Origin of the sequence: Caballeronia sp. ATUFL_M2_KS44, from assembly GCF_023630965.1 — a bacterium.
Taxonomy (GTDB): domain Bacteria; phylum Pseudomonadota; class Gammaproteobacteria; order Burkholderiales; family Burkholderiaceae; genus Caballeronia; species Caballeronia concitans.
In genome coordinates this window covers 229,689-253,325 of record NZ_JALQEA010000020.1, presented here as the reverse complement: position 1 = coordinate 253,325, position 23,637 = coordinate 229,689, and the positions used below count along the sequence as shown (strand labels likewise).

Genomic DNA, 23,637 nt, shown 5'->3' with positions numbered 1-23,637 from the left:
ACACGATGCAGCCACCCATCAATCTGCCCGCGCCGTATCAAATGCACGCCGGTCTCGCGAAAGCGTTCGCCGCGTGTCCGCTGATCGCGATTTTGCGCGGCGTCACGCCCGCCGACGCCGCCGATCACGGCCGCGCGCTTTACGAAGCGGGCTTTCGCATCGTCGAGGTGCCGCTCAATTCGCCGCAGCCGTTCGACAGCATCGCGGCGATCCGCCAGGCGCTGCCCGCCGACGCGATCGTCGGTGCGGGAACGGTGCTGCATCCGAGCTATGTCGACAGCGTGAAAGCCGCCGGCGGCGAACTCATCGTGATGCCGCACAGCGACGGCGATGTCGTGCGCGCCGCGAAGTCGCACGGGCTTGCATGCGCGCCGGGCGTCGCGACGCCGAACGAGGGTTTCATCGCGCTGAAGAACGGCGCGGACGTGCTGAAGATGTTTCCCGCCGAGCAGCTCGGGCCGACGGTCGTGAAGGCGTGGCGCGCGGTGATCGCGAAGGACGTGCCGCTCGTGCCGGTCGGCGGCATCTCGCCGGACAACATGGGCCCGTTTTTGACGGCGGGCGCGAACGGCTTCGGCCTCGGCTCCGCGCTGTACAAGCCGGGCCAGAGCGTGAAAGTGACGGCGTCGCACGCGAAGGCGTTCGTCGGCGGGCTGGCCATCGCCAAAGGTGAGAAGCGATGAATCGCCTCGCCGGCAAGGTCGCCATCGTCACGGGCGCGGGGCGCGGCATCGGCGCGGCGATCGCGCTGGCGTTCGCGCGCGAAGGCGCGTCGGTGGCGCTGGCGGAGGTGGACCTCGAAACGGCGCAGGCGACGGCTCTGCGCATCACGCGGGAAACCGGCGCGAAGAACGTGCTCGCGGTGCGCACGGACGTGACGCAGAGCGCATCGGTGAAGGAAGCGGTCGCGCAGACGGAAAGCGCGTTCGGCCCGCTCGATGTGTTCGTGAACAACGCCGGCATCAACGTGTTCTGCGACCCGCTCACGATGACCGACGACGACTGGCGGCGCTGCTTCGCCGTCGATCTCGACGGCGTCTGGAACGGCTGCCGCGCCGCGTTGCCGGGCATGGTGGAACGCGGCAAGGGCAGCATCGTGAATATCGCGTCGACGCACGCGTTCAAGATCATCCCCGGCTGCTTTCCGTATCCGGTCGCGAAGCACGGCGTGATCGGCCTCACGCGCGCGCTCGGCATCGAATACGCGCCGAACAACGTGCGCGTGAATGCCATCGCGCCGGGTTACATCGAAACGCAATTGACGCTGGATTGGTGGAATTCGCAAGCCGATCCGAAGGCCGCGCGTGAGGCGACGCTCGATCTTCAGCCGATGAAGCGCATCGGCCAGCCGCACGAAGTGGCGATGACGGCGGTGTTCCTCGCATCGGACGAAGCGCCGTTCATCAACGCAAGCTGCATCACCGTGGATGGCGGCCGCTCGGCGCTGTATCACGACTAGAACACGCCGCGCGGGGCGCAACGGCGCGGCACGGCGGAACACACAGCTTCACCACCGGCCCATCACACGGGCTTTTTTAAGACAACGGGAAAACTCGGGAGACAAAAAATGAAACGCAGACTGTTCCTCACGCTGATCGCAGCCGCCACGGCCACGAGCGCCACGATGATCGCCGCGCCCGTCGCGCAGGCCGCCGACGAGGTCAAGATCGGCTTCCTCGTGAAGCAGCCGGAAGAGCCGTGGTTCCAGGACGAATGGAAGTTCGCCGAAACCGCCGCGAAGGAAAAGGGCTTCACGCTGGTCAAGATCGGCGCGCCGTCGGGCGAAAAGGTCATGAGCGCAATCGACAACCTCGCCGCGCAAAAGGCGCAGGGTTTCATCATCTGCACGCCCGACGTGAAGCTCGGGCCGGGCATCGTCGCGAAGGCGAAGGCGGACAAGCTGAAGATGATGACCGTCGATGACCGCTTGGTCGACGGTTCCGGCAAGCCGATCGAGTCCGTGCCGCACATGGGCATCTCGGCGTACAACATCGGCAAGCAGGTGGGCGACGGCATCGCCGCCGAGATCAAGAAGCGCGGCTGGGACATGAAGGACGTCGGCGCCATCGACGTGACTTACGAGCAGCTTCCGACCGCGCACGACCGCACGAGCGGCGCCACCGATGCGCTCGTCGCCGCCGGCTTCCCGAAGGCGAACATCATCGCCGCGCCGCAAGCGAAGACCGATACCGAGAACGCGTTCAACGCCGCGAACATCGCGCTCACGAAGAACCCGCAGTTCAAGCACTGGGTCGCGTATGCGCTCAACGACGAAGGCGTGCTGGGCGCGGTGCGCGCAGCGGAAGGCCGCGGCTTCAAGGCGGACAACATGATCGGCATCGGCATCGGCGGATCGGACTCGGCGCTGAACGAGTTCAAGAAGCCGCAGCCGACGGGCTTCTTCGGCACCGTCATCATCAGCCCGAAGCGCCACGGCGAAGAAACGTCGGAACTGATGTACGCGTGGATCAAGGACGGCAAGGCGCCGCCTGCGCTCACGCTCACCACGGGCATGCTCGCCACGCGTGACAACGTGGCGTCGGTGCGTCAGCAAATGGGCCTGGCGTCGAACTAAGTCTTTCGTGTGAGAAGCGGGCCGCGCGTGCGGTCCGCTTGAGAATAGGAGGCGATGTGTCAGCGACGCTGCGTTTTGACAATATCGGCAAGGTGTTTCCAGGCGTGCGCGCGCTCGACGGCGTGTCGTTCGACGTCAATGCCGGCGAAGTTCACGGTTTGATGGGCGAGAACGGCGCGGGCAAATCGACCTTGCTCAAGATTCTCGGCGGCGAGTATCAGCCCGATTCGGGGCGCGTGCTCATCGACGAAAAGGAAGTGCATTTCGGCAGCGCGGCGGCGTCCATTGCGTCGGGCATCGCCGTGATTCACCAGGAATTGCAGTACGTGCCGGACTTGACCGTGTCCGAGAACCTGCTGCTCGGCGCGCTGCCGAACCGGCTCGGCTGGGTGAACAAGAGCGCGGCGAAAAAGCACGTGCGTGAGCGGCTCGCCGCGATGGGCGTCGATCTCGATCCGAACGCGAAGCTGCGCAAGCTCTCCATCGCGCAGCGTCAGATGGTCGAAATCTGCAAGGCGCTGTTGCGCAACGCGCGCGTGATCGCGCTCGACGAACCGACTTCGTCGCTGTCGCATCGCGAGACGGAAGTGCTCTTCAAGCTCGTGCGCGATCTGAAGGCGGACAAGCGCGCACTGATCTACATCTCGCATCGCATGGACGAGATCTACGAGTTGTGCGACGCATGCACGATTTTCCGCGACGGCCGCAAGATCGCGTCGCATACGCGGCTTGCCGAAGTGCCGCGCGACACGCTCGTGCAGGAGATGGTCGGCCGCGAGATCAGCGACATCTATAACTATCGCGCGCGGCCGCTCGGCGACGTGCGCTTCGCGGTGAAGAACCTTCAGGGCGAAGCGCTTTCCGCGCCCGCGAACTTCGAAGTGCGGCGCGGCGAGATCGTCGGATTCTTCGGGCTGGTCGGCGCGGGACGCAGCGAACTGATGCACCTCGTCTACGGCGCGGACAAGAAGAAGGACGGCACGATCCAGCTCGACGGCCAGCCGATCAAGGTGCGCAGCACCGGCGAGGCGATCCGTCACGGCATCGTGCTGTGTCCGGAGGATCGCAAGGAAGAGGGCATCGTCGCGATGGCGACGGTCGCGGAGAACATCAACATCTCGTGCCGCCGTCATTATCTGCGCGCGGGGCTGTTTCTCGACCGCAAGAAGGAAGCGCAGACGGCGGACCGCTTCATTCAGTTGCTGAAGATCAAGACGCCGAGCCGCAGGCAGCGCATCCGCTTTCTGTCGGGCGGCAATCAGCAGAAGGCGATTCTGTCGCGCTGGCTCGCGGAGCCGGACCTGAAAGTCGTGATTCTCGACGAACCGACGCGCGGCATCGACGTCGGCGCGAAGCACGAAATCTACAACGTGATCTATCAATTGGCCGAGCGCGGCTGCGCCATCGTGATGATTTCGTCGGAGCTGCCGGAAGTGCTCGGCGTGTCCGACCGGATCGTCGTGATGCGGCAGGGGCGCATCGCGGGTGAATTGCCGCGCGGGCAGGCGAACGAACAATCGGTGCTGAGTCTCGCGCTCCCGCAGGCCGAGACGGTCGCCCAGGCCGCGTAAAGAAAAGAGGAGCGAATCATGGAAGCAAGAGAAAACATCGTGGGACAGGCGAGCGAAACTGTCGCGAACGCGCTGATCCCGCAGAAGAACGACAAGCAGAAGTGGTGGCAGCAGATCACCGAGTACAGCCTGATCGTCATCTTCATCGTGATGTTCGTCACGATGTCGCTGACCGTCGACCACTTCTTCTCCATCGAGAACATGCTCGGGCTCGCGCTGTCGATCTCGCAGATCGGCATGGTCGCCTGCACGATGATGTTCTGCCTCGCCTCACGCGACTTCGACCTGTCCGTCGGATCGACGATCGCGTTCGCCGGCGTGCTCTGCGCGATGGTCCTGAACGCGACCAACAACACGTTCATCGCGATCATCGCGGCGGTGGCGGCGGGCTCGGCGATCGGCTTCGTGAACGGCGCGGTGATCGCGTATCTGCGCATCAACGCGCTGATCACCACGCTCGCGACCATGGAAATCGTGCGCGGGCTCGGCTTCATCGTGTCGCACGGGCAGGCGGTGGGCGTGTCGTCGGATACGTTCATCGAACTCGGCGGCCTCACCGTGCTCGGCATTTCGCTGCCGATCTGGGTCACGCTCGCGTGCTTCATCGTGTTCGGCGTGTTGCTCAACCAGACCGTGTACGGGCGCAACACGCTCGCGATCGGCGGCAATCCGGAGGCGTCGCGGCTCGCGGGCATCAACGTCGAACGCACGCGCGTCTGGATTTTCCTGATTCAGGGCGCGGTGACGGCGCTCGCCGGGGTTATCCTTGCATCGCGGATCACGTCCGGACAGCCGAACGCGGCGGAAGGCTTCGAGCTGAACGTGATTTCGGCATGCGTGCTGGGCGGCGTGTCGCTGCTCGGCGGACGCGCGACGATTTCGGGCGTGGTGATCGGCGTGCTCATCATGGGCACCGTCGAGAACGTGATGAACCTGCTCAACATCGACGCGTTCTATCAGTACCTCGTGCGCGGCGCGATCCTGCTCGCCGCCGTGTTGCTCGACCAGTTGAAGAATCGCGGATCGCGGGACTAACTCATGAACGACATCGCAATCGACAGCAAACTCGCGCGCTTTCCGAGCCTCGCCGGCAAGACCGTGCTCATCACGGGCGGCGCGACCGGCATCGGCGCGGCTTTCGTCGAGCATTTCTTCGATCAGGGCGCGAAGGTCGCGTTCTTCGATATCGATACCGACGCGGGCGAAGCGCTCGCCGACCGGCTCGGCGCGGATCTCGGCGCGGACCGCTCGCGCCCGATGTTCCTGCGCGTCGATCTCACCGACATCGATGCATTGCGCCAGGGCATCGCCGATGTGCGCAGCGCGCTCGGACCGATCGGCGTGCTGGTCAACAACGCGGCCAACGACAAGCGTCATACCATCGAGGAAGTGACGCCCGAGTACTACGATGCGTGCATCGCCGTGAATCTGCGCCATCAGTTCTTCGCGGCGCAGGCGGTCATCGACGACATGAAGCAGCTCGGCGGCGGCTCCATCATCAATCTCGGCTCGGTGAGCTGGATGATCAAGAACAGCCGCATTCCCGTGTATCTGTCGGCGAAATCGGCGGTGCAGGGCCTGACGCGCGGCCTCGCGCGCGATCTCGGCCAGTACGGCATCCGCGTGAACACGCTCGTGCCCGGCTGGGTGATGACGGAAAAGCAAAAGCGCCTCTGGTTCGACGAAGCCGGCAAGATCGCGGTGAAGCAGAACCAGTGCATCGACGGCGAACTGCTGCCGGCGCATCTCGCGCGCGCGGCGCTTTTTCTCGCCTCCGACGACAGCAGCATGATGACGGCGCAGGACATGATCATCGACGGAGGATGGGTGTAATGAACGCACGCGACGCGCAGCTTCTGATCGACAGCCAATGCACGCTCGGCGAAGGCGCGACGTGGTGCGCGGCGAGCGGGCGCTTCTGGTGGACGGATATCGAAGGCAAGCGCCTGTTTCGGCACGATCCGCGCAAGCGCGGTGACGGCGCGACCGAATCGTTCGAGATGCCCGAGCGCCTCGGGTGCTTCGCGATGTGCGCCGATCCCGGCGTGCTGCTGCTCGGTCTGGCGTCGCGGCTCGCGTTCTTCGAGATCGCGTCGGGCAGGATCGAGACGATCGTGGAAGTCGAAGCCGATCTGCCGACGCGCCTCAACGACGGCCGCTGCGACCGCGAAGGGCGCTTCGTGTTCGGCACCAAGCACGACGTGGACGACGCGCAGCCGATCGGCGGGTTTTATCGGCTGAACCTGGATTTGTCGCTGGAACGCCTGCCGCTCGGCAACTTCGCGATCAACAACAGCACGGCGTTCAGCCCGGACGGCGCGACGATGTATTACTGCGATACGCCCACGCGACAGATCCGCGCGTGCGATTACCCGAGCTTTCACAATCAGCGCGTGTTCGTCGAGCTGTCCGACGACACCGGCTTTCCGGACGGCTCGACCGTCGATGCCGATGGCGGCCTGTGGAACGCGCAGTGGGCCGGGCGGCGCGTCGTGCGTTACGCTGCCGATGGCCGCGAGACGGCGCGCATCGCGGTGCCGAGCGCGCAGCCGAGTTGCGTCGCGTTCGGCGGGGCATCGCTCGATACGCTTTTCATCACGACCGCGCGCGGCGGACTCGACCACGACGCGCTCAAAACCGACGCCCACGCGGGCGGCGTCTTCACCGCGCAACCGGGTGCGCGCGGGATCGCGGAGCCGGTCTTCGCGGGCAAGGCTTGAACGCTTACAACGAGGCGGCGCGCACGATGACGCGCCGCCCGCTCTGGCCCCGGCGAAGCCGGGTCGGTCGCCTCTCGATGGAGCACGAGTCATGACTGTTGCGCGCACGGAGCAAAGGCTGAAACCCGCATCGACGACATCCACCGCGCAGGCGAACGCACGCCGCTCGCGTCTCGCCGCCGCCGCCGAACCGCCGATACGGCCCGGCCCGAGCACGGCGGTCGTGGCGATCGGCAGCGCGGGCGTCGAAGGCTGCATCACGCTGGCGAACGCGCATTTGCGGCTCGATGTCGCGCCGGCGCTCGGCGGCGGCATCACGCGCTTCGACTGGCGTCACGAAGGCGGCCTCGTGCCGATCTTCCGGCCGTGCGCCGATCCCGGCCCGGGCACCGATCCGAACGAACTCGCCTGTTATCCGCTGCTGCCGTATTCGAACCGCATCGGCAACGGGCAGTTCGAGTTTTCCGGACGCGCGATCGACGTGCCGCGCAATCGCCCCGACGAACCGCTGCCGCTGCACGGCGACGGCTGGCTCGGCGCGTGGGATGTCGAGGAAGAAGACGCGGCGCACGTGCGGCTGACGCTCGATCGCCGCGACGGCAAGCCGTATTCGTTCCGCGCGACGCAGACCTACACGCTCGAAGAAGCGACGCTCACCGTCGCGCTCGACATACGCAATACCGGCGGCGAAGCGCTGCCGTTCGGCCTCGGGCTGCATCCGTTTCTCATGCGCGAAGCCGACACCGAACTGTCCGCCGCGGCGGGCGGCTTGTGGCTCTGCGGCGACGACTGGCTGCCGGTGCGTCACGTTTCCGCGCCGCCCGCGTGGCAATTCGGCGTGGCGTATCCGATGCCGTCGGAAATGGTGAACAACGCGTTCACCGGCTGGAGCGGACGCACGAGCGTGCTGTGGCCGAAGCGCCGCCTTTCGCTCACGATCGCCGCCGACACCGATTACTACGTGCTCTACGCGCCGCCCGGCGAGGACTTTTTCTGCTTCGAGCCGGTCGATCACCCGGTCAACGCGGTGAATCTCCCCGGCGGCGGCGAGGCGAACGGCATGACCGTGCTCGCGCCGGGCGAGCGGCTCGCGCGCGAATTCCGCTTCACCGTCGAGCGCACCGGGCAGGCGGCGCGGCGGGGCAGGCCGCGCACGCAGGCGGGCGCGAAGGCGCGGGCTCGCGCGGCGCTGGCGCGTTGAATCGTCGGAGCGGCGAAGGGACGTTGATCGCGCGCAAGCTAAAATGCGTGGCATCGACGTTCATCGACTCTTCCCATGTCCTTCATTCAATCGCTCAACGCCGCGTGGTCGCGGACCCAATCGCTCCTGTGCGTCGGCCTCGATCCCGAGCCGTCGAAGTTTCCGGGCGCGCTCAACGGCCGCGCCGACGCGATCTTCGAATTCTGCAAGACCATCGTCGACGCTACCGCGCCGTACGCGTCGTCGTTCAAGCCGCAGATCGCGTACTTCGCGGCGCATCGCGCGGAAGACCAGCTCGAAGCACTGATCGCGCATATCCACGATAAACACGCCGGCATTCCCGTCATTCTCGATGCGAAGCGCGGCGATATCGGCAGCACCGCCGAGCAGTACGCGCGCGAGGCGTTCGAACGCTATCGCGCGGACGCGGTGACGGTGAATCCGTACATGGGCTTCGATTCGATCGAGCCGTATCTCGCGCATGACGGCAAGGGCGTGATCGTGCTGTGCCGCACGTCGAACGCGGGCGGTTCGGACCTGCAATTCCTGACGACTTCCGACGGCAAGCCGCTGTATCAGGTCGTCGCGCAACTCGCGGCCGAAAAGTGGAACGACAAGGGGCAGCTCGGGCTCGTCGTCGGCGCGACGTTCCCGAAGGAGATCGAAGCGGTGCGCAGCATCGTCGGCGACATGCCGCTGCTCATTCCGGGCATCGGCGCGCAAGGCGGCGATGTCGAAGCCACCGTGCGCGCCGGCCGCACCGCGAACGGCGCGGGCATGCTCATCAACTCGTCGCGCGCCATCATCTACGCCGGCAAGGGCGACGACTACGCAGCCGCCGCAGCCGCCGCCGCGCAGAAGACGCGCGACACGATCAACGCGTATCGGTGAAGCACGCTTACGCGTCGGGCATCGGCGTGAAAAGCGCGGCGATGTCCTCTTCCGAGAACCGGGCCACCGCGCCCGCGTCCTCGGACAGAATGCCCGCCGCGAGCGCCGCCTTCTTCTCCTGCATCTCCAGAATCTTCTCTTCGATGCTGCCGGTCGCCACCAGCTTGTAGACGAACACCGGCTTTTCCTGCCCGATGCGATGCGCGCGGTCCGTCGCCTGATTCTCGGCGGCGGGATTCCACCACGGATCGTAGTGAATGACGGTATCGGCGGCGGTCAGATTCAGGCCGACGCCGCCCGCCTTCAGGCTGATCAGGAAGATCGGCGCTTCGCCCGACTGGAACGCGCGCACGGGGGCGGCGCGGTCGGCGGTGTCGCCTGTGAGCGTGACATAGGCGATGCCCGCATCGTCGAGCGCCGCCGCGATGATCGCGAGCATGCCGGTGAACTGCGAGAACACGAGCACGCGCCGGCCTTCCTCGATGAGCGCAGGCAGCATCTCCATCAGCATCTCGAGCTTCGCGGATTGCTTGACCGCCTTCGCGCCCGCGAGCTTCACGAGCGACGGATCGCAACACACTTGCCGCAGCTTCAGGAGCGCGTCGAGCATCAGAATGTGGCTGCGCGCGAAGCCCTGTTGCGCGATGGCGTCGCGGACTTTCTCGTGCATCGCCGATCGCACGGTTTCGTAGAGATCGCGCTGCGCGCCTTCGAGATCCACCGTGCGCACGATGGTCGTCTTCGCGGGAAGCTCGGTCGCGACATCGTCCTTCCGGCGGCGCAGCATGAACGGGCGCACGCGGCGCGCGAGCAAGTCGCGGCGCGTCTGATCGTTCTGTTTCTCGATGGGCTTGCGCCAGCGGCTCGTGAAATCTTTCTGCGTGCCGAGAAAGCCCGGCAGCAGGAAGTCGAACTGCGACCACAACTCGCCGAGATGATTTTCCAGCGGCGTGCCGCTGAGACACAGCCGGTGACGCGCGCCGATCGTGCGGATGATCGCCGCCGCCTTGCTCGACGCGTTCTTCACGTACTGCGCTTCGTCGAGAATCAGCAGGTGATAGTCGTTGAGCGCGAGCGCTTCGTGATCGCGCCACAGCAGCGGGTATGTGGTGACGATGAGATCGTGCTCCGCGATCGACGCGAAGCGCTGCTGCCGCTCGCGCCCATGCAGATTCAGCAGCTTCAGTGACGGCGCGAATCGCCGCGCTTCGTCCTGCCAGTTGTTGACGAGCGTGGTCGGCACCACGATCAGCGCCGGACGATCCAGCCGGCCCGCTTCCTTTTCCGTGAGGATGTGCGCGAGCGTCTGCAGCGTCTTGCCGAGACCCATGTCGTCGGCGAGGATGCCGGCGAGGCCGTGCTCGCGCAGGAATTGCATCCAGTCGAGGCCGTCGCGCTGATAGTCGCGCAGTTGCGCGTTCAACGCCTTCGGTGGCTCGATCCGGCGCGGACCGCTGACGCCGCGCAGCCGTCGCGCGAGTTCGAGCACGGAAGTGTCGCCGTGGAACTGCCAGCGCAGCGTTTCGTCGTGTTCCGTCAGACGGCCGGCTTCGAGCGCGGGCAGGCGCAAGGGCGCGCCTTCGAGCGTGCGGGCGTCGAACAGGTCGATCAGCGTCCGCACGAGCGGCTTGAGCCGCGCCGCGCGCAGCCGGAAGCGGCGGCCTTCGTCGGTGCGGAAGGGAATCGGCTCGGCGTCGTCGATGACGTCCACGCCGCCGTTCAGCCAGCGCGGATCGCGTTGAAGCAGTTCGGCCAGCAGCGGTTCGAGGCGAACGGGCCGCTTTTCCACCGTGATGCCGAGTTCGAGGTCGAACCAGCCAGCATCGCTCGCGTGCGCGACGCCCTCGATGGCTTCCACTTCGATCGCGTCGAACCGCGAATTGCGCGCGATCACCACGCGCCAGCCGGCTTCGCGCAACGCGGGAATCAGCGTGTCGATGAACGGCTGCCATGCGTCGCGCCCGGGCATGATGAAGCCGCCCGCGTAACGCATTTCCTCGCGGCTCGCGGGCGCGGTGGAGATCGATTGCAGGCCGGCGTCGGTCAGGCGGCGAATGCAGCTTTGCTCGATGTCCGCGTGACGCGTGATTTCGACGAGTTCGCCGCCGGGCATCGGCACGAGCACGTCCGGACTGTTCGCCGGAACGACGATGCCCTCGTAATCGAAACCGAGCGACGCCAGGTCGAGTTCGATGGCCGGCGCGTTCAGTTTGCGCGGCGGCTCCAGCGCGACCGTGTCCAGCGTGAGCACCGGCACCGGCGCGACATCGACGGTGCGCAGCCCCGACGTGACGCTCGCGGGCGGCGCGGGAAGCGCGGGCGCGAATTCGCTCAGCGATGCCCGCACGACGGCGCTTTCGCGCATCGTGAGCGGCGGCATGTCGAGGTAATCGGCGAGCAGCGTGTCGGGAATCGGTGCGTCGATGGCGCCGGTCTCGTTCGCGAGCGCATCGACGTACCAGAGCGGTTCGGTGCGCAGGAGGACATCGGCGTCGGGATCGATGGCGAGCAGCGGACGGATCATGTCGTCGTCGAGCGGCATCCATTCGATCGCGGCCACGCGGCGCGCGCCTTCGCGCATGGGCGCGGTGAGCTGCGGCGCGTGGCTGTCCTCTTCGAAGAAGAGCCGGCCGGTCGCGAGCATCATCCCCCAGACTTGCGCGCCTTTCGCGCCGAGCACGGCGTAACGGCCATCGGAATAGGCGGGATCGTTTCTGAGCGCGCGGAGAATGGCGTCGTCCTCGGGCGTGAGGAATTTCGGCGGGTTCTGCCACGCCTGATAGTTCGGCTGCCAGCTTTCGGTCGCGCGGATGGCGCCGTCCACGCCGAGCCGCGCCTTCAGCATCGTGACTTCGAAAGCCTGCTCTTCGAACGGCACGGGCGCGAGCAGATACAGCACGCGATGAACCGTGCCGCTCGCGGGCTTGCGCCCCGTGTCCTGCGAAAGTTGCGCGCGTTGCGCCTCTTCCGCCTTCGCGCGAAAGCCCGAGAGCCAAGTCTCGACTTCCGGGCGCACGCCTTTTTTCGATGCCTGTTCCCGAAGCCCGATGGCCGCGAGCAGCGTCGCGGCCACGTGCTTGCAGCCGTATCCGACGGGGCACGAGCAGGAGCCGAGCGGCTTGCCGCTGCGGAACATGATCTCGACGGAATAGGGCAGCGTCTGCGTGCCCTTCACGTTGGCGCACAGGACGCCGTCGAACATGCGGATCCGGGAAACGGCGCCGATGTAGCCTAGCGCCTTCGAATGTGGCGCGGCCCATCCATTGGGCCACCTGATCTTCACTGCATGCGGGCCAATCGGCCGATTCGCGTTGGGTCTTGCTCATAAGCTCACTTCGTTCAGCGCTTTACCGTTCGCGGCGATCCAGAAATTCCAGCAGTCCTCTCAGCGCATGCGCCGCCGCTTGCGTGCGGACCTGCTCGCGATCGCCCTTGAAATGCTGCGTTTCGAACGCCGTGTGCAGCCGGTTGCTCCACGCGAAGCACACGGTGCCGACGGGCTTCGCCTCGCTGCCGCCCGCAGGACCGGCGACGCCCGTGATCGACACGGACACCTGCGCGCGGCTGTTGCGCAGCGCGCCTTCGGCCATCGCTTTCGCGACGGGTTCGCTCACCGCGCCGTGTTGCTCGATCATCGCGGCGGGCACGCCGATCATCTCGGTTTTCGCGAGATTCGAATACGTGACGAATCCGCGCTCGAACCACGCGCTGCTGCCCGAGATGTCCGTGATCGCGGCCGCGACCATGCCGCCCGTGCACGATTCGGCGGTGGCGAGCATCAGCCGTTCGTCGCGCAGCTTGTTGCCGGCGCGGATCGCGAGTTGGTGGACGACGGTATCGGTTGACATGGCGTGTCTCGCAGTCAAGGGAAATCGAAAGACGTCAGACCGTCATGCGCCACAGCGCAATGACGAGCAGCGTGAAAAACGCGGCGACGAGGTCATCGAACATGATGCCGAAGCCGCCTTTCAAATGACGGTCGAAATAGCGGATGGGCGGCGGCTTCACCATGTCGAAGAAGCGGAACACGATGAACGCCCACAACTGTCCGGTGAAGGTCGCGGGCGTGACGAACAGCAGCACGAGCCAGAACGCGATGATTTCGTCCCACACCACCGCCGACGGGTCCGCCACGTTCATCTTCTTCGCCGTGAAGCTGCAGAAGCCGCATCCCGCGATGAAGCCCACGACGATCAGCGCGCCCCATTCCGCGACCGTCAGATGCCGGTTCAACGCGACGAACGACGCCCACGCGAACAGCGTCCCGGCGGTGCCCGGCGCGATGGGCGAAAGCCCGCTGCCGAAGCCGAACGAAAGAATATGCACCGGATGGTTGAGCATGAAGCGTGCGGTCGCCTTGCGCGGCGCGGGGCGCGGGCGCTCGGGCGCGCTCGCTACGGTCGGGTCAGTCTGCATGAAAGTGATCGAAGCCTTGCAACGTCAGGGAAAGCGGTGCGCCCGCGCCGTCGCGCCAGGCAATGTCCGGCGAACCGGAAGTCTCGATTTTACCGATGCGGGTCAGCGGCACGTTCAACTGCATCGCAATTTGAACAAGCGATTCGCGCGCCGACGATGGCGCGGTGAAGCAAAGCTCGTAATCGTCGCCGCCCGCGAGGGTGCATCGGCGGCGCGCGGCGTCGGGCAGCGCGCGCACGGCGGCCGAGCACGGCACGGCGTCGGCATCGACGGTTGCGCGCATGTGCGAACGTTCGAGGATGTGCATGAGGTCGCCGGCGAGGCCATCGGAGATATCGAGCGCCGCGTGCGCGACGCCGCAGAGCGCCATGCCGAGCGCGACGCGCGGTTCCGGGCGTTCGAGCGCGCGCCGCCATGCCGCCGCCGCATCGGCCGGCGCCTGCCATTCGCCGCGCATCGCGCCAAGCGCCGCACGCGCATCGCCGAGCACGCCGGACACGTAGATGTCGTCGCCGGGCCGCGCGGCGTCACGGCGCAGCGCCGCACCGTTCGGCACGTCGCCGAACACGGTGATGCAGATGTTGAGCGGCCCGCCCGTCGTATCGCCGCCGATGAGCGCGCAGTCGAAGCGTTCGGCCAGCGCGAACATGCCGTCGCTGAAGGCTTCGAGCCACGCTTCGTCGGCGCGCGGCAACGCGAGCGCGAGCGTGAACGCGTGCGGCTTCGCGCCCATCGCGGCGAGATCGGACAGGTTGACGGCGAGCGCCTTGTGGCCGAGCGCGTGCGGATCGACATCGGGAAAGAAGTGGCGGCCTTCCACGAGCATGTCCGTCGAAATGGCGAGCTGATGGCCCAAGGGCGGCGCGATCAGCGCGCAGTCGTCCCCGATGCCGAGCGGCGCTGCGTCATGACGTGGCGCGGGCGCTTTCGCGCGGCGTGCGAAGAATCGATCGATCAGTGAGAACTCGGAGGGCATTGTCGGCAATAAGTGTTTTGTTGCGCTGCAAGAAGAAAACGACATGACGGGCAAAGCGCGAATTCAGATCGTCCAAACTCGTTGCGTTTGTCTCGAAAAAACAAGGCGATGCGCTGCGAGCCTTGCCCCGCTAGGCGATCAGACGTTCTCCAGTCATGACACTTGTAGCCGAAATGCACGGACTGTGATCCCGAAACCGTAAGGGTTTGGCGCTACAATGCGTTCGAATCTCTATTCTAATTCCCGCACTTTTTGCCCGCCTTATGACGACTCCCGCCAATACGAAGTTGCGCGAAGCAGCGCTCGATTATCACGAGTTCCCGACGCCCGGAAAGGTCGCAATCGCTCCGACCAAGCAGATGATCAACCAGCGCGATCTCGCGCTCGCCTACTCGCCGGGCGTGGCGTTCGCGTGCGAAGAGATCGTCGCGGATCCGCTGAACGCCGCGCGCTTCACGGCGCGCAGCAATCTCGTCGGCGTCGTGACGAACGGCACGGCCGTGCTCGGGCTCGGCAATATCGGGCCGCTCGCGTCGAAGCCGGTCATGGAAGGCAAGGCGGTGCTGTTCAAGAAGTTCGCGGGCATCGACGTGTTCGATATCGAGCTGAACGAAACCGATCCGCACAAGCTCGTGGACGTGATCGCCGCGCTCGAGCCGACTTTCGGCGGCATCAATCTGGAAGACATCAAGGCGCCGGACTGCTTCATCGTCGAGCGTGAAGCGCGCAAGCGCATGAAGATTCCCGTTTTCCACGACGACCAGCACGGCACGGCCATCGTCGTCGCGGCGGCGATCACGAACGGGCTGAAAGTGGTCGGCAAGGACATCGGCGAAGTGAAGCTCGTCGCGTCCGGCGCGGGCGCGGCGGCGCTCGCGTGTCTCGATCTGCTCGTGGATCTCGGCATGAAGCTCGAGAACATCTACGTGACGGACCTGGCCGGCGTGGTCTACAAGGGCCGCGTCGAACTGATGGACCCGGACAAGGAGCGCTTCGCCCGCGAAACCAGCGCGCGCACGCTCGCGGAAGTCATCGAAGGCGCGGACGTGTTTCTCGGCCTGTCGGCGGGCGGCGTGCTGAAGCAGGAGATGGTGAAGGGCATGGCCGCGAAGCCGCTCATTCTCGCGCTCGCCAATCCGACGCCGGAAATCCTGCCGGAACTCGCGCTCGAAGTGCGTCCGGACGCGGTGCTCGCCACGGGCCGCACGGACTATCCGAATCAGGTCAACAACGTTCTGTGCTTTCCGTTCATCTTCCGCGGCGCGCTCGATGCAGGCGCGACCACGATCACGAAGGAAATGGAAATCGCGGCCGTGAACGCGATCGCGGAACTGGCGCGTCAGGAACAGAGCGATATCGTCGCGACGGCTTACGGCATTCAGGACCTGTCGTTCGGTCCGGAATATCTGATTCCGAAGCCGTTCGATCCGCGTCTCATCGTGAAGATCGCGCCGGCGGTGGCGAAGGCCGCGATGGAATCCGGCGTGGCGACGCGTCCCATCGAGGACATGGACGCCTACGAGCAGCACTTGCAGCAGTTCGTCTATCACAGCGGCACGACGATGAAGCCCGTGTTCCAGCTCGCGCGCAGCGTCGAGCCGGAGAAGAAGCGCATCGTGTTCGCGGAAGGCGAAGAGGAGCGCGTGCTGCGCGCGGTGCAGATCGCCGTCGATGAAAAGATCGCCAAGCCGATTCTCATCGGCCGTCCGGCGGTCATCGAGCAGCGCATCACGAAGTTCGGCCTGCGCCTGACGCCGGGCGCGGATTTCACCGTCGTCGATACGGACCACGACGAACGCTACCGCGACTTCTGGCAAACCTATTACTCGATGATGGCGCGCAAGGGCATCAGCCAGCAGATGGCGAAGCTCGAAATGCGCCGCCGCACGACGCTGATCGGCTCCATGCTCGTCAAGAAGGGCGAAGCGGACGGCATGATTTGCGGCACGGTGAGCACGACGCACCGGCATCTGCATTTCATCGATCAGGTGATCGGCAAGAAGGACGGCTGCAACGTCTACGCGGCGATGAACGCGCTCGTGTTGCCGGGCCGCCAGATTTTCATCGTCGATACGCACGTGAACGTCGATCCGACGCCCGAGCAGCTCGCCGAAATCACGATCATGGCGGCGGAAGAAGTGAAGCGCTTCGGCATCGTGCCGAAGATCGCGCTGCTGTCGCATTCGAACTTCGGCACGAGCAACGCGCCGAGTGCGCAGAAGATGCGCGACGTGCTCGCCATCCTGAAGGAGCGCGCGCCCGATCTCGACGTGGACGGTGAAATGCACGGCGACGTCGCGCTGGACGCGCGGTTGCGCAAGGAAGTGCTGCCGGAATCGACGCTCGAAGGCGATGCGAACCTGCTGATCCTGCCGAATATCGACGCGGCGAACATCTCGTACAACCTGCTGAAGACGGCGGCGGGAAGCGGCATCGCGATCGGGCCGATTCTCCTCGGCGCAGCGAAGCCGGTGCACGTGCTGACGGCTTCGGCCACCGTGCGGCGGATCGTCAACATGACCGCGCTGCTGGTGGCGGATGCGACGGCCTCGCGATAAAGCGCTCGCTAATCGACGCAGCAACGCGCGGTAACACGCTCAACGCGGCAGGGTCGAACCTGCCGCGTTTTCTTTTGCGCAAAAAAAAAAGCGTGCCGCGGTGCGGGCACGCCTTGGGGCAGAGGCAAGGGGAATGTCCCTCCCCAAAGTGCAGAGCATCACGGTGAAGCGCACCGCGCGAAACTGGCGACAAGTGAGGCAACTCGTCCAGAGGTTTCAAATCCCTACGGCGTGAAATTCTAGCTTGTACGGTTTAAAAGTCTCTCAGATTTAGGCTAAAAACGGCTGCTTTTGCTCCGGCGGCAGGCCATATGCCGAGCGGAGTTGAGAAAAAATTTCCGAAATCCCGCGGAACGTTGCTTCGTCCAGTCATTAGCGATACCCTTACATCTTTCATGGTCGTCGAAATCGGGTTCAACGCGGGGGCAATCTTTTCGTGAAGCGCGCATCGGCGTTCGCCTGCATCGTCGCTTTCAGCCTTGTTCTGGGCGGCTGCGGCAAAGACGAATCTCGGAGCGGCGCGGCGGAAACGCAAACGGCCGCCCAGCAGTCTAATCAGGCAGGGAAGGCGTCGGCAGGGCCGGATGCGGCAGTCGTTCCTTCGGGCGTCGAACAGCCTGCTCCCAGTCAGGCGCGCGGCAATGGCCCCGGAACGATCAGCGTCGCGCAACTGCCCAGGCAAGCGGCCGAGACATTGCGGCTGATCGAAGCGGGCGGCCCGTTTCCCTTCGGGAAGGACGGCGTCGTGTTCGGCAATCGCGAGCGTTTGCTGCCGCGGCATCCACGCGGCTACTACCACGAATACACAGTCCCCACGCCGCGCGCGCGGGATCGCGGTGCGCGCCGGATCGTATGCGGTGGCCCGAAGCGGCAGACAGACGATTGCTACTACTCGGACGACCACTACGCCAGTTTTAAACGCATTGCGGGATAAATAGGGATTAACGGCATGAGCGACAACATCTACGCGCACGACAACGGCGTCGCGGGTGATCTTTTCGCCACCGGCGATGGCAACCTGTTCCAGCGAGTATTGCGGCTACGCATGACAGAACACGACAACAGACCCGATGACGAGCCGAATCCGCCCCGGAATCCGGAAGCGGACGTTCATCCGCAGGAGGAATCGGAGTCTCTTTTCGCGACGGTGCGGCCGAACATCGTGCAGTCGATACGCGCCTTCCGCGTGCAGGAACTCGCCGACGAAGCCAACCGCCTCGGCCAGCATTTTCTGTATGCGTATCTCGGCCAGGCGCAGAGCAAACAGGAAGTGCTGGAGACCATCGCGCTGTCGTTCCTGTTTCCCAAGCACTTCGGCAAGAACTACGACGCGCTGTACGACTGCCTGACCGACCTCGTGCACAAGGCGGGATCGCAGCCGGGTTTCGTGATCGTGCTGGAGCAGCTGCCGATCGCGCAGAAATTCGACAAGGAAGGGCGCGAGACGCTGCTCGACGTGTTCCGCGACGCCGCCGAATTCTGGGCCGAGCGGCGCGTGGCGTTCCGCGTGTTCTATTCGTTCGTCTGACGCGCTGGCGTTCGAACGCCAAACAGCCCGGCGAGCACGCTCGCCGGGCTGTTTTCGTTTCTGCGGCAATGAGTTAGCCGCGCGTCACCAGCCGCCCCAGCGCGCCGCCAGCGCTGCCAGCACCGCGATACCCGCCGTTTCCGTGCGCAGCACGCGCGGTCCGAGACCGAGCGAGGAAAACCCGGCATCGACGATATCGCGCTCTTCTTTCGGCGAGAAACCGGCTTCGGGCCCGATCACGAGCGTGACATGGCCGCGCGGCGGCTGAACGGGCAGCGCATCGAACGAAACTTCGGCGCGCGGCGACAGCAAAAGGCGCAAATCTCCATCCGATGCAGCCGGCAAGTCCGCGAGCCACGCCGACAGGTCACGCGGCGGCGCGACTTCCGGCACGCGATTGCGTCCGCACTGCTCGCACGCCGCGCGCACGAGCGCCTGCCAGTGCGCCTGACGACGCAGCGCGCGCTCGCCCGCGAGCCGCACGACGCCGCGCTCGGCCGTCAGCGGCGCGATGCCCGCGACGCCCAGTTCCACCGTCTTCTCGATGAGCCAGTCCATCTTGTCGCCGCCCGCGACGCCCTGCGCGAGCGTCACGCGATACGGCGGCTCGGCTTCGCGGCCGCTATGCGTATCGATACGGACGAGCGCGGTGCGCTTGGCGATATCGGCGAGCTCGCCGTGATACTCGCCGCCCGTGCCGTCGAAGAGCGTGATCGCGTCGCCGGTCGCAAGGCGCAGCACCTGGACGTGGCGCACGACATCGTCGGGAAGGGAAAGGGTGTGGCCCGCCGCGAGCGGGCCTTCGACGTAAAAACGTGGCATGAAAGCGTGAGGAAACGATCAGCGCAGATGCCGCGCCAGCGCCCAGCGATACCCGTCCGGGTCTTCGATCTGCGCGAAACGGTCGCCCCAGAACTGGTCCTGCGGCTCGATCAGCGGCTTCGCGCCGACGGCGAGCGCCTGCGTGTAAGTGGCGTCGACGTCGTCGACATAAAGGTAGAAGGACTGCGGCGCCATCTGGCCCGCGCTCTTCGGCGTGCGCGCCTGCGACCCGTATGCGCCTTCGGGCGCGAACATCACGATCAACTGCCCGCGATACGTCATCTCGACGTGGATGATCGTGCCGTCGTCGTTGACGCTGTCGCGCACCACGAAGCCGAGCGCCTTCTCGTAAAACGCGATGCTCACGCGCGCCTCGCGCACGGTGAGGTAGGGCGTCAACCAGGGGACATCGGCGGGGCGGGGATCGGTCATCGAAAGCACTCCTTCGAGCTTCGTTGCACAGTCAACTGACGGGCATTTTGCCACGACGCGCGAAACCGGCGCGCTCGCGCTCCCGGCGCACGCGCTCGCTGCACGCCTCATGCCTGCATCGAACGGGCCGAAGCGCGGCGTTCCGAGCGCTGCCGCACGCCTGTCGATCGGACCGGTCTGCTAGAATGACCGACTCCCGATCCTCGTCGTTTCTCGTCGTTCCGGTCCTGAAAACATGGCGTGCTCATGGTTCGCCGCAGGGCCGGCGTCCGGTGCGAAAGCATCGGCTGAAGGCATGCGGCAAGAAGCACCGTGGATCATTTCAGCACCTGCCACAAAGCTCTCGTAGCCGCCGACATCCGACATGACGATCCCGACTTCCAGCCCGACCGCCCTCATGGCCAACGCAATCCGCGCGCTCGCCATGGACGCCGTTCAACAAGCCAACTCCGGTCACCCCGGCATGCCCATGGGCATGGCTGAAATTGGCGTCGCGCTGTGGTCGCGCCATCTGAAGCACAACCCGGCGAATCCGCACTGGTTCGACCGCGATCGCTTCGTGCTGTCGAACGGTCACGGCTCCATGCTGCTGTACGCGCTCCTGCACCTCACCGGCTACGACTTGCCGATGAGCGAGCTGAAGAACTTCCGCCAGTTGCATTCGAAGACGCCGGGCCATCCCGAAGTGGGCATCACGCCGGGCGTCGAGACGACCACGGGCCCGCTCGGGCAGGGCGTCGGCAACGCTGTGGGCATGGCGCTCGCCGAAGCGCTGCTCGCCGCCGAGTTCAACAAGGCCGACGCGAAGATCGTCGACCATTACACGTACGTCTTCCTGGGCGACGGCTGCCTGATGGAAGGCATCTCGCACGAAGCCTGCTCGCTCGCGGGCACGCTGAAGCTGAACAAGCTGATCGCGCTGTACGACGACAACGGCATTTCCATCGACGGCCACGTGGAGCACTGGTTCCACGACGACACGCCGAAGCGCTTCGAAGCCTACGGCTGGAACGTGATCCGTGGTGTGGACGGCCATGACGTCGACGCGGTCGATGCCGCCATCGCGCAGGCGAAGAATTCCGACAAGCCGACGCTGATCTGCTGCCGCACGGTCATCGGCAAGGGCGCGCCGACCAAGGCGGGCGGTCATGACGCGCACGGCGCTCCGCTCGGCGGCGACGAGATCGCGGCGACGCGCGCGGCGATCGGCTGGAGCTACGAGCCGTTCGTCATCCCGCAGGAAGTCTATGCGTCGTGGGACGGCAAGGAGCAAGGCCAGCGCGCCGAAAGCGAGTGGAACAAGGCGTTCGACGCGTATCGCGCGAAGTACGCGCAGCAAGCGGACGAATTCGCGCGCCGCATGAAGGGCGAACTGCCCGCCGACTGGAAGCAGAGCGCCGCGAAGATCATCGAAGACGCGAACCAGCGCGCCGAAACCATCGCGACGCGCAAGGCATCGCAGAACGCCATCGAAGGTCTCGCCGCCGCGCTGCCGGAACTGCTCGGCGGATCGGCTGACCTGACGGGTTCGAATCTCACCAACTGGAAGGCGTCGAAGGCCGTGCGCGCCGCCGGCGACGCGGAAAACGCGAATCCGGAACACGCGGGCATCCAGTGGGGCAATCACATCAACTACGGCGTGCGCGAATTCGGCATGAGCGCGGCCATCAACGGCATCGCGCTGCATGGCGGCTTCCGTCCGTTCGGCGGCACGTTCCTGACGTTCTCGGACTACAGCCGCAACGCGCTGCGCGTCGCCGCGCTGATGAAGTCGCGCTCGATCTTCGTGTTCACGCACGATTCCATCGGCCTGGGCGAAGACGGCCCGACGCACCAGTCGGTCGAACACGTGTCGAGCCTGCGCCTGATTCCGCAATTGCAGACGTGGCGTCCTGCCGATACCGTCGAGACGGCGGTGGCCTGGACGCACGCGATCGAGCACGAAGGCCCGTCGACGCTCATCTTCAGCCGCCAGAACCTGCAGTTCTCGCCGCGCAACGATATCCAGATCGCGAACATCGCGAAGGGCGGCTACGTGCTGCACGACTGGAACGACGACATCCCGGCGCGCAAGATCATCCTCATCGCAACCGGCTCGGAAGTGCAGCTCGCGATGCAGGCGGTCGAGGCGCTGGCGAAGGAAGGCATCGGCGCGCGCGTCGTGTCCATGCCCTGCACCAACGTGTTCGACAAGCAGGACGCCGAGTATCGCGAGCGCGTGCTGCCGAAGGGCGTGGCGCGCGTCGCGATCGAGGCGGGCGTGACGGATTTCTGGCGCAAGTACGTGGGCCTGGAAGGCGGCGTGGTGGGCATCGACACGTTCGGCGAATCCGCGCCGGCCGGTGCGCTCTTCAAGCATTTCGGCTTCACGGTGGAGAATGTCGTCGCGACGGCGAAGGCCGTTCTGGCCGCCGCGTGATGCTGCGTCAGCGAAAGGTTTTTTAAGCCAAGGAGATAGACCATGACGATTCGCGTTGCAATCAACGGCTACGGCCGGATCGGCCGCAACACGCTGCGCGCCTTGTATGAAAACGGCAAGAAGCATGACATCGAGATCGTCGCCATCAACGATCTCGGCGATGCCAAGACCAACGCGCACCTCACGCAATACGACACCGCGCACGGCAAGTTCCCGGGCCAGGTGTCGGTGGATGGCGATTATCTCGTCGTCAACGGCGACAAAATCCGCGTGCTGGCGAACCGCAACCCGGCCGAACTGCCGTGGGGCGAGCTGAACGTCGACGTCGTGATGGAGTGCACCGGTTTCTTCACGACGAAGGAAAAGGCGAGCGCGCACATCAAGGGCGGCGCGAAGAAGGTCATCATCTCCGCGCCGGGCGGCAAGGACGTGGACGCGACCATCGTGTACGGCGTGAACCACAACGTGCTGAAGGCATCGGACACGGTCATCTCGAACGCGTCGTGCACGACGAACTGCCTCGCGCCGCTCGTCAAGCCGCTGAACGACAAGATCGGCCTCGTGAACGGCCTGATGACCACCATCCACGCGTACACGAACGATCAGGTCCTGACCGACGTGTATCACGAAGACCTGCGCCGCGCGCGCTCGGCCACGCATAGCCAGATCCCGACGAAGACGGGCGCGGCATCGGCGGTCGGCCTCGTGCTGCCGGAACTGAACGGCAAGCTGGACGGCTACGCGATCCGCGTGCCGACCATCAACGTGTCGGTGGTCGATCTGTCGTTCATCGCCGCGCGCGACACGACGGTGGAAGAAGTCAACAAGATCATGAAGGAAGCGGCGGAAGGCGAGCTGAAGGGCATCCTCGGCTACAACGACGCGCCGCTGGTGTCGGTCGACTTCAACCACAACCCGGCTTCGTCGACGTTCGATTCGACGCTCACGAAGGTCTCGGGCCGTCTCGTGAAGGTGTCGAGCTGGTACGACAACGAGTGGGGCTTCTCGAACCGCATGCTGGATACGGCGGTCGCGCTGGCCAATGCAAAGTAAGGCGAAGTAAGGCGAAATAGCGCGTTTTTCGCCGTCTGAACGACAAAGCCGCTCCTCGGAGCGGCTTTGTTTTTTTGCGTCGCGCTTAGGCGAACTTCTCGCGCAGGAACGATATGACGTATGGCGTGGCGGCCGCTGCAACCGTCGATGCCGTGCCGGGGTCGAGTCCCATGCGCGCACCGATCGATTCGGCGATGCGCCCGGTCAGCACGCCTTCGCCGCCTTCCCCGAGCGATTTGAAGAAGCCGTCGCCGCGCACGAGGCCCGCGGCGAATGCCGCGAAGAAGCTCTTGCCGGGATGATCGCCCAGAAGGCCCTGGCCTTGTTCTTCGGCGTGCGCGTGCGCCGTTTCGGCAGCCGTGCCGAGCATTTGCTGACTGTCTTCCTGGCTGAATCCCTGATCGGTGAGCGCTTGCGTGGCCTGCGCCCCGTGCGACGAGGACAGGAATTCTGATACGAGTTGTTGGACGTCCAT

Annotated in this window: 20 protein-coding genes and 2 pseudogenes; 15 read left to right on the top strand and 7 right to left on the bottom strand. The window is 65.4% G+C overall.

The features are described 5' to 3' along the window. Positions 1-5 precede the first annotated feature (5 nt). The 9 genes from NCR39_RS11310 to pyrF all read left to right on the top strand — a co-directional run bounded on the left by NCR39_RS11310 (position 6) and on the right by pyrF (position 8,958). Positions 6-683: a 2-dehydro-3-deoxy-6-phosphogalactonate aldolase gene (locus tag NCR39_RS11310; RefSeq protein ID WP_250452270.1), complete on the top strand. Its 678-nt coding sequence runs from the start codon at positions 6-8 to the stop codon at positions 681-683. Beyond that, entirely contained in the window at positions 680-1,459 is a 780-nt protein-coding gene (locus NCR39_RS11305; protein WP_250452269.1) for an SDR family oxidoreductase, read from the top strand. Before NCR39_RS11310 ends, NCR39_RS11305 begins: the two co-directional genes overlap by 4 nt. Before the next feature lie 108 nt (positions 1,460-1,567). Continuing rightward, positions 1,568-2,575: an arabinose ABC transporter substrate-binding protein gene (locus tag NCR39_RS11300; protein WP_250452268.1), complete on the top strand. Its 1,008-nt coding sequence runs from the start codon at positions 1,568-1,570 to the stop codon at positions 2,573-2,575. Between the two features lie 56 nt (positions 2,576-2,631). Then, positions 2,632-4,146: an L-arabinose ABC transporter ATP-binding protein AraG gene (gene araG, locus NCR39_RS11295; RefSeq protein WP_250452267.1), complete on the top strand. Its 1,515-nt coding sequence runs from the start codon at positions 2,632-2,634 to the stop codon at positions 4,144-4,146. An 18-nt stretch (positions 4,147-4,164) separates the two neighbouring features. After that, complete coding sequence (gene araH / locus NCR39_RS11290) at positions 4,165-5,181, top strand: L-arabinose ABC transporter permease AraH (RefSeq protein WP_250452266.1); 1,017 nt, start codon at positions 4,165-4,167, stop codon at positions 5,179-5,181. Positions 5,182-5,184: 3 nt separating this feature from the next. Next, a complete protein-coding gene (locus NCR39_RS11285) occupies positions 5,185-5,979 on the top strand; it encodes an SDR family NAD(P)-dependent oxidoreductase (protein WP_250452265.1) in 795 nt (264 codons plus the stop codon). Next, on the top strand, positions 5,970-6,866 hold the full coding sequence (locus tag NCR39_RS11280; RefSeq protein WP_250452264.1) for an SMP-30/gluconolactonase/LRE family protein: 897 nt from the start codon (positions 5,970-5,972) through the stop codon (positions 6,864-6,866). The genes NCR39_RS11285 and NCR39_RS11280 overlap by 10 nt, the downstream gene beginning before the upstream one ends. A gap of 91 nt (positions 6,867-6,957) precedes the next feature. After that, complete coding sequence (locus NCR39_RS11275) at positions 6,958-8,067, top strand: aldose 1-epimerase (protein ID WP_250452263.1); 1,110 nt, start codon at positions 6,958-6,960, stop codon at positions 8,065-8,067. A 75-nt stretch (positions 8,068-8,142) separates the two neighbouring features. Then, positions 8,143-8,958 carry an orotidine-5'-phosphate decarboxylase gene (gene pyrF, locus NCR39_RS11270; RefSeq protein ID WP_250452262.1) on the top strand — a complete coding sequence of 272 codons (816 nt, stop codon included), beginning with the start codon at positions 8,143-8,145 and terminating at the stop codon, positions 8,956-8,958. A gap of 7 nt (positions 8,959-8,965) precedes the next feature. Here the strand turns inward: pyrF and NCR39_RS11265 are convergent, their stop codons facing one another. From NCR39_RS11265 to thiL, 4 genes are all read right to left on the bottom strand, one after another. Continuing rightward, entirely contained in the window at positions 8,966-12,160 is a 3,195-nt protein-coding gene (locus NCR39_RS11265; protein ID WP_350029667.1) for a DEAD/DEAH box helicase, read from the bottom strand. 145 nt (positions 12,161-12,305) lie between these two features. Further along, positions 12,306-12,806, bottom strand: a complete 501-nt coding sequence (locus NCR39_RS11260; protein WP_250452261.1) for a CinA family protein — start codon at positions 12,804-12,806, stop codon at positions 12,306-12,308. A 34-nt stretch (positions 12,807-12,840) separates the two neighbouring features. Then, the gene (locus NCR39_RS11255) at positions 12,841-13,374 is read right to left on the bottom strand and encodes a phosphatidylglycerophosphatase A family protein (RefSeq protein WP_250452260.1); all 534 of its coding nucleotides are present in this window, start codon (positions 13,372-13,374) and stop codon (positions 12,841-12,843) included. Further along, positions 13,364-14,350: a thiamine-phosphate kinase gene (thiL, locus tag NCR39_RS11250; protein WP_250452333.1), complete on the bottom strand. Its 987-nt coding sequence runs from the start codon at positions 14,348-14,350 to the stop codon at positions 13,364-13,366. Before thiL ends, NCR39_RS11255 begins: the two co-directional genes overlap by 11 nt. Positions 14,351-14,613: 263 nt before the next feature. Here thiL and NCR39_RS11245 point away from each other — a divergent pair, with 263 nt between their 5' ends. The 4 genes and pseudogenes from NCR39_RS11245 to NCR39_RS11235 all read left to right on the top strand — a co-directional run. Next, on the top strand, positions 14,614-16,908 hold the full coding sequence (locus NCR39_RS11245; RefSeq protein WP_250452259.1) for an NADP-dependent malic enzyme: 2,295 nt from the start codon (positions 14,614-14,616) through the stop codon (positions 16,906-16,908). Between the two features lie 436 nt (positions 16,909-17,344). Next, complete coding sequence (locus NCR39_RS11240; protein WP_250452258.1) at positions 17,345-17,842, top strand: ribonuclease; 498 nt, start codon at positions 17,345-17,347, stop codon at positions 17,840-17,842. Between the two features lie 15 nt (positions 17,843-17,857). Beyond that, positions 17,858-17,965: pseudogene (locus NCR39_RS29895) on the top strand (barstar family protein); the annotation flags it as partial. A 63-nt stretch (positions 17,966-18,028) separates the two neighbouring features. After that, positions 18,029-18,436, top strand: a pseudogene (locus NCR39_RS11235) (barstar family protein); the annotation flags it as partial. A gap of 84 nt (positions 18,437-18,520) precedes the next feature. On the opposite strand, the gene NCR39_RS11230 reads toward NCR39_RS11235, so the two are convergent. Further along, on the bottom strand, positions 18,521-19,258 hold the full coding sequence (locus tag NCR39_RS11230) for a 16S rRNA (uracil(1498)-N(3))-methyltransferase (protein WP_250452257.1): 738 nt from the start codon (positions 19,256-19,258) through the stop codon (positions 18,521-18,523). A gap of 18 nt (positions 19,259-19,276) precedes the next feature. Then, positions 19,277-19,690, bottom strand: a complete 414-nt coding sequence (locus tag NCR39_RS11225; RefSeq protein WP_250452256.1) for a VOC family protein — start codon at positions 19,688-19,690, stop codon at positions 19,277-19,279. Positions 19,691-20,054: 364 nt separating this feature from the next. Here NCR39_RS11225 and tkt point away from each other — a divergent pair, with 364 nt between their 5' ends. After that, positions 20,055-22,109: a transketolase gene (tkt, locus tag NCR39_RS11220; protein WP_250452255.1), complete on the top strand. Its 2,055-nt coding sequence runs from the start codon at positions 20,055-20,057 to the stop codon at positions 22,107-22,109. 42 nt (positions 22,110-22,151) lie between these two features. Then, entirely contained in the window at positions 22,152-23,162 is a 1,011-nt protein-coding gene (gene gap, locus NCR39_RS11215) for a type I glyceraldehyde-3-phosphate dehydrogenase (protein ID WP_250452254.1), read from the top strand. Positions 23,163-23,247: 85 nt separating this feature from the next. On the opposite strand, the gene NCR39_RS11210 is transcribed toward gap, so the two are convergent. Next, positions 23,248-23,637 (bottom strand): hypothetical protein, encoded by a 390-nt coding sequence (locus NCR39_RS11210; protein ID WP_250452253.1) that lies wholly within the window; start codon positions 23,635-23,637, stop codon positions 23,248-23,250.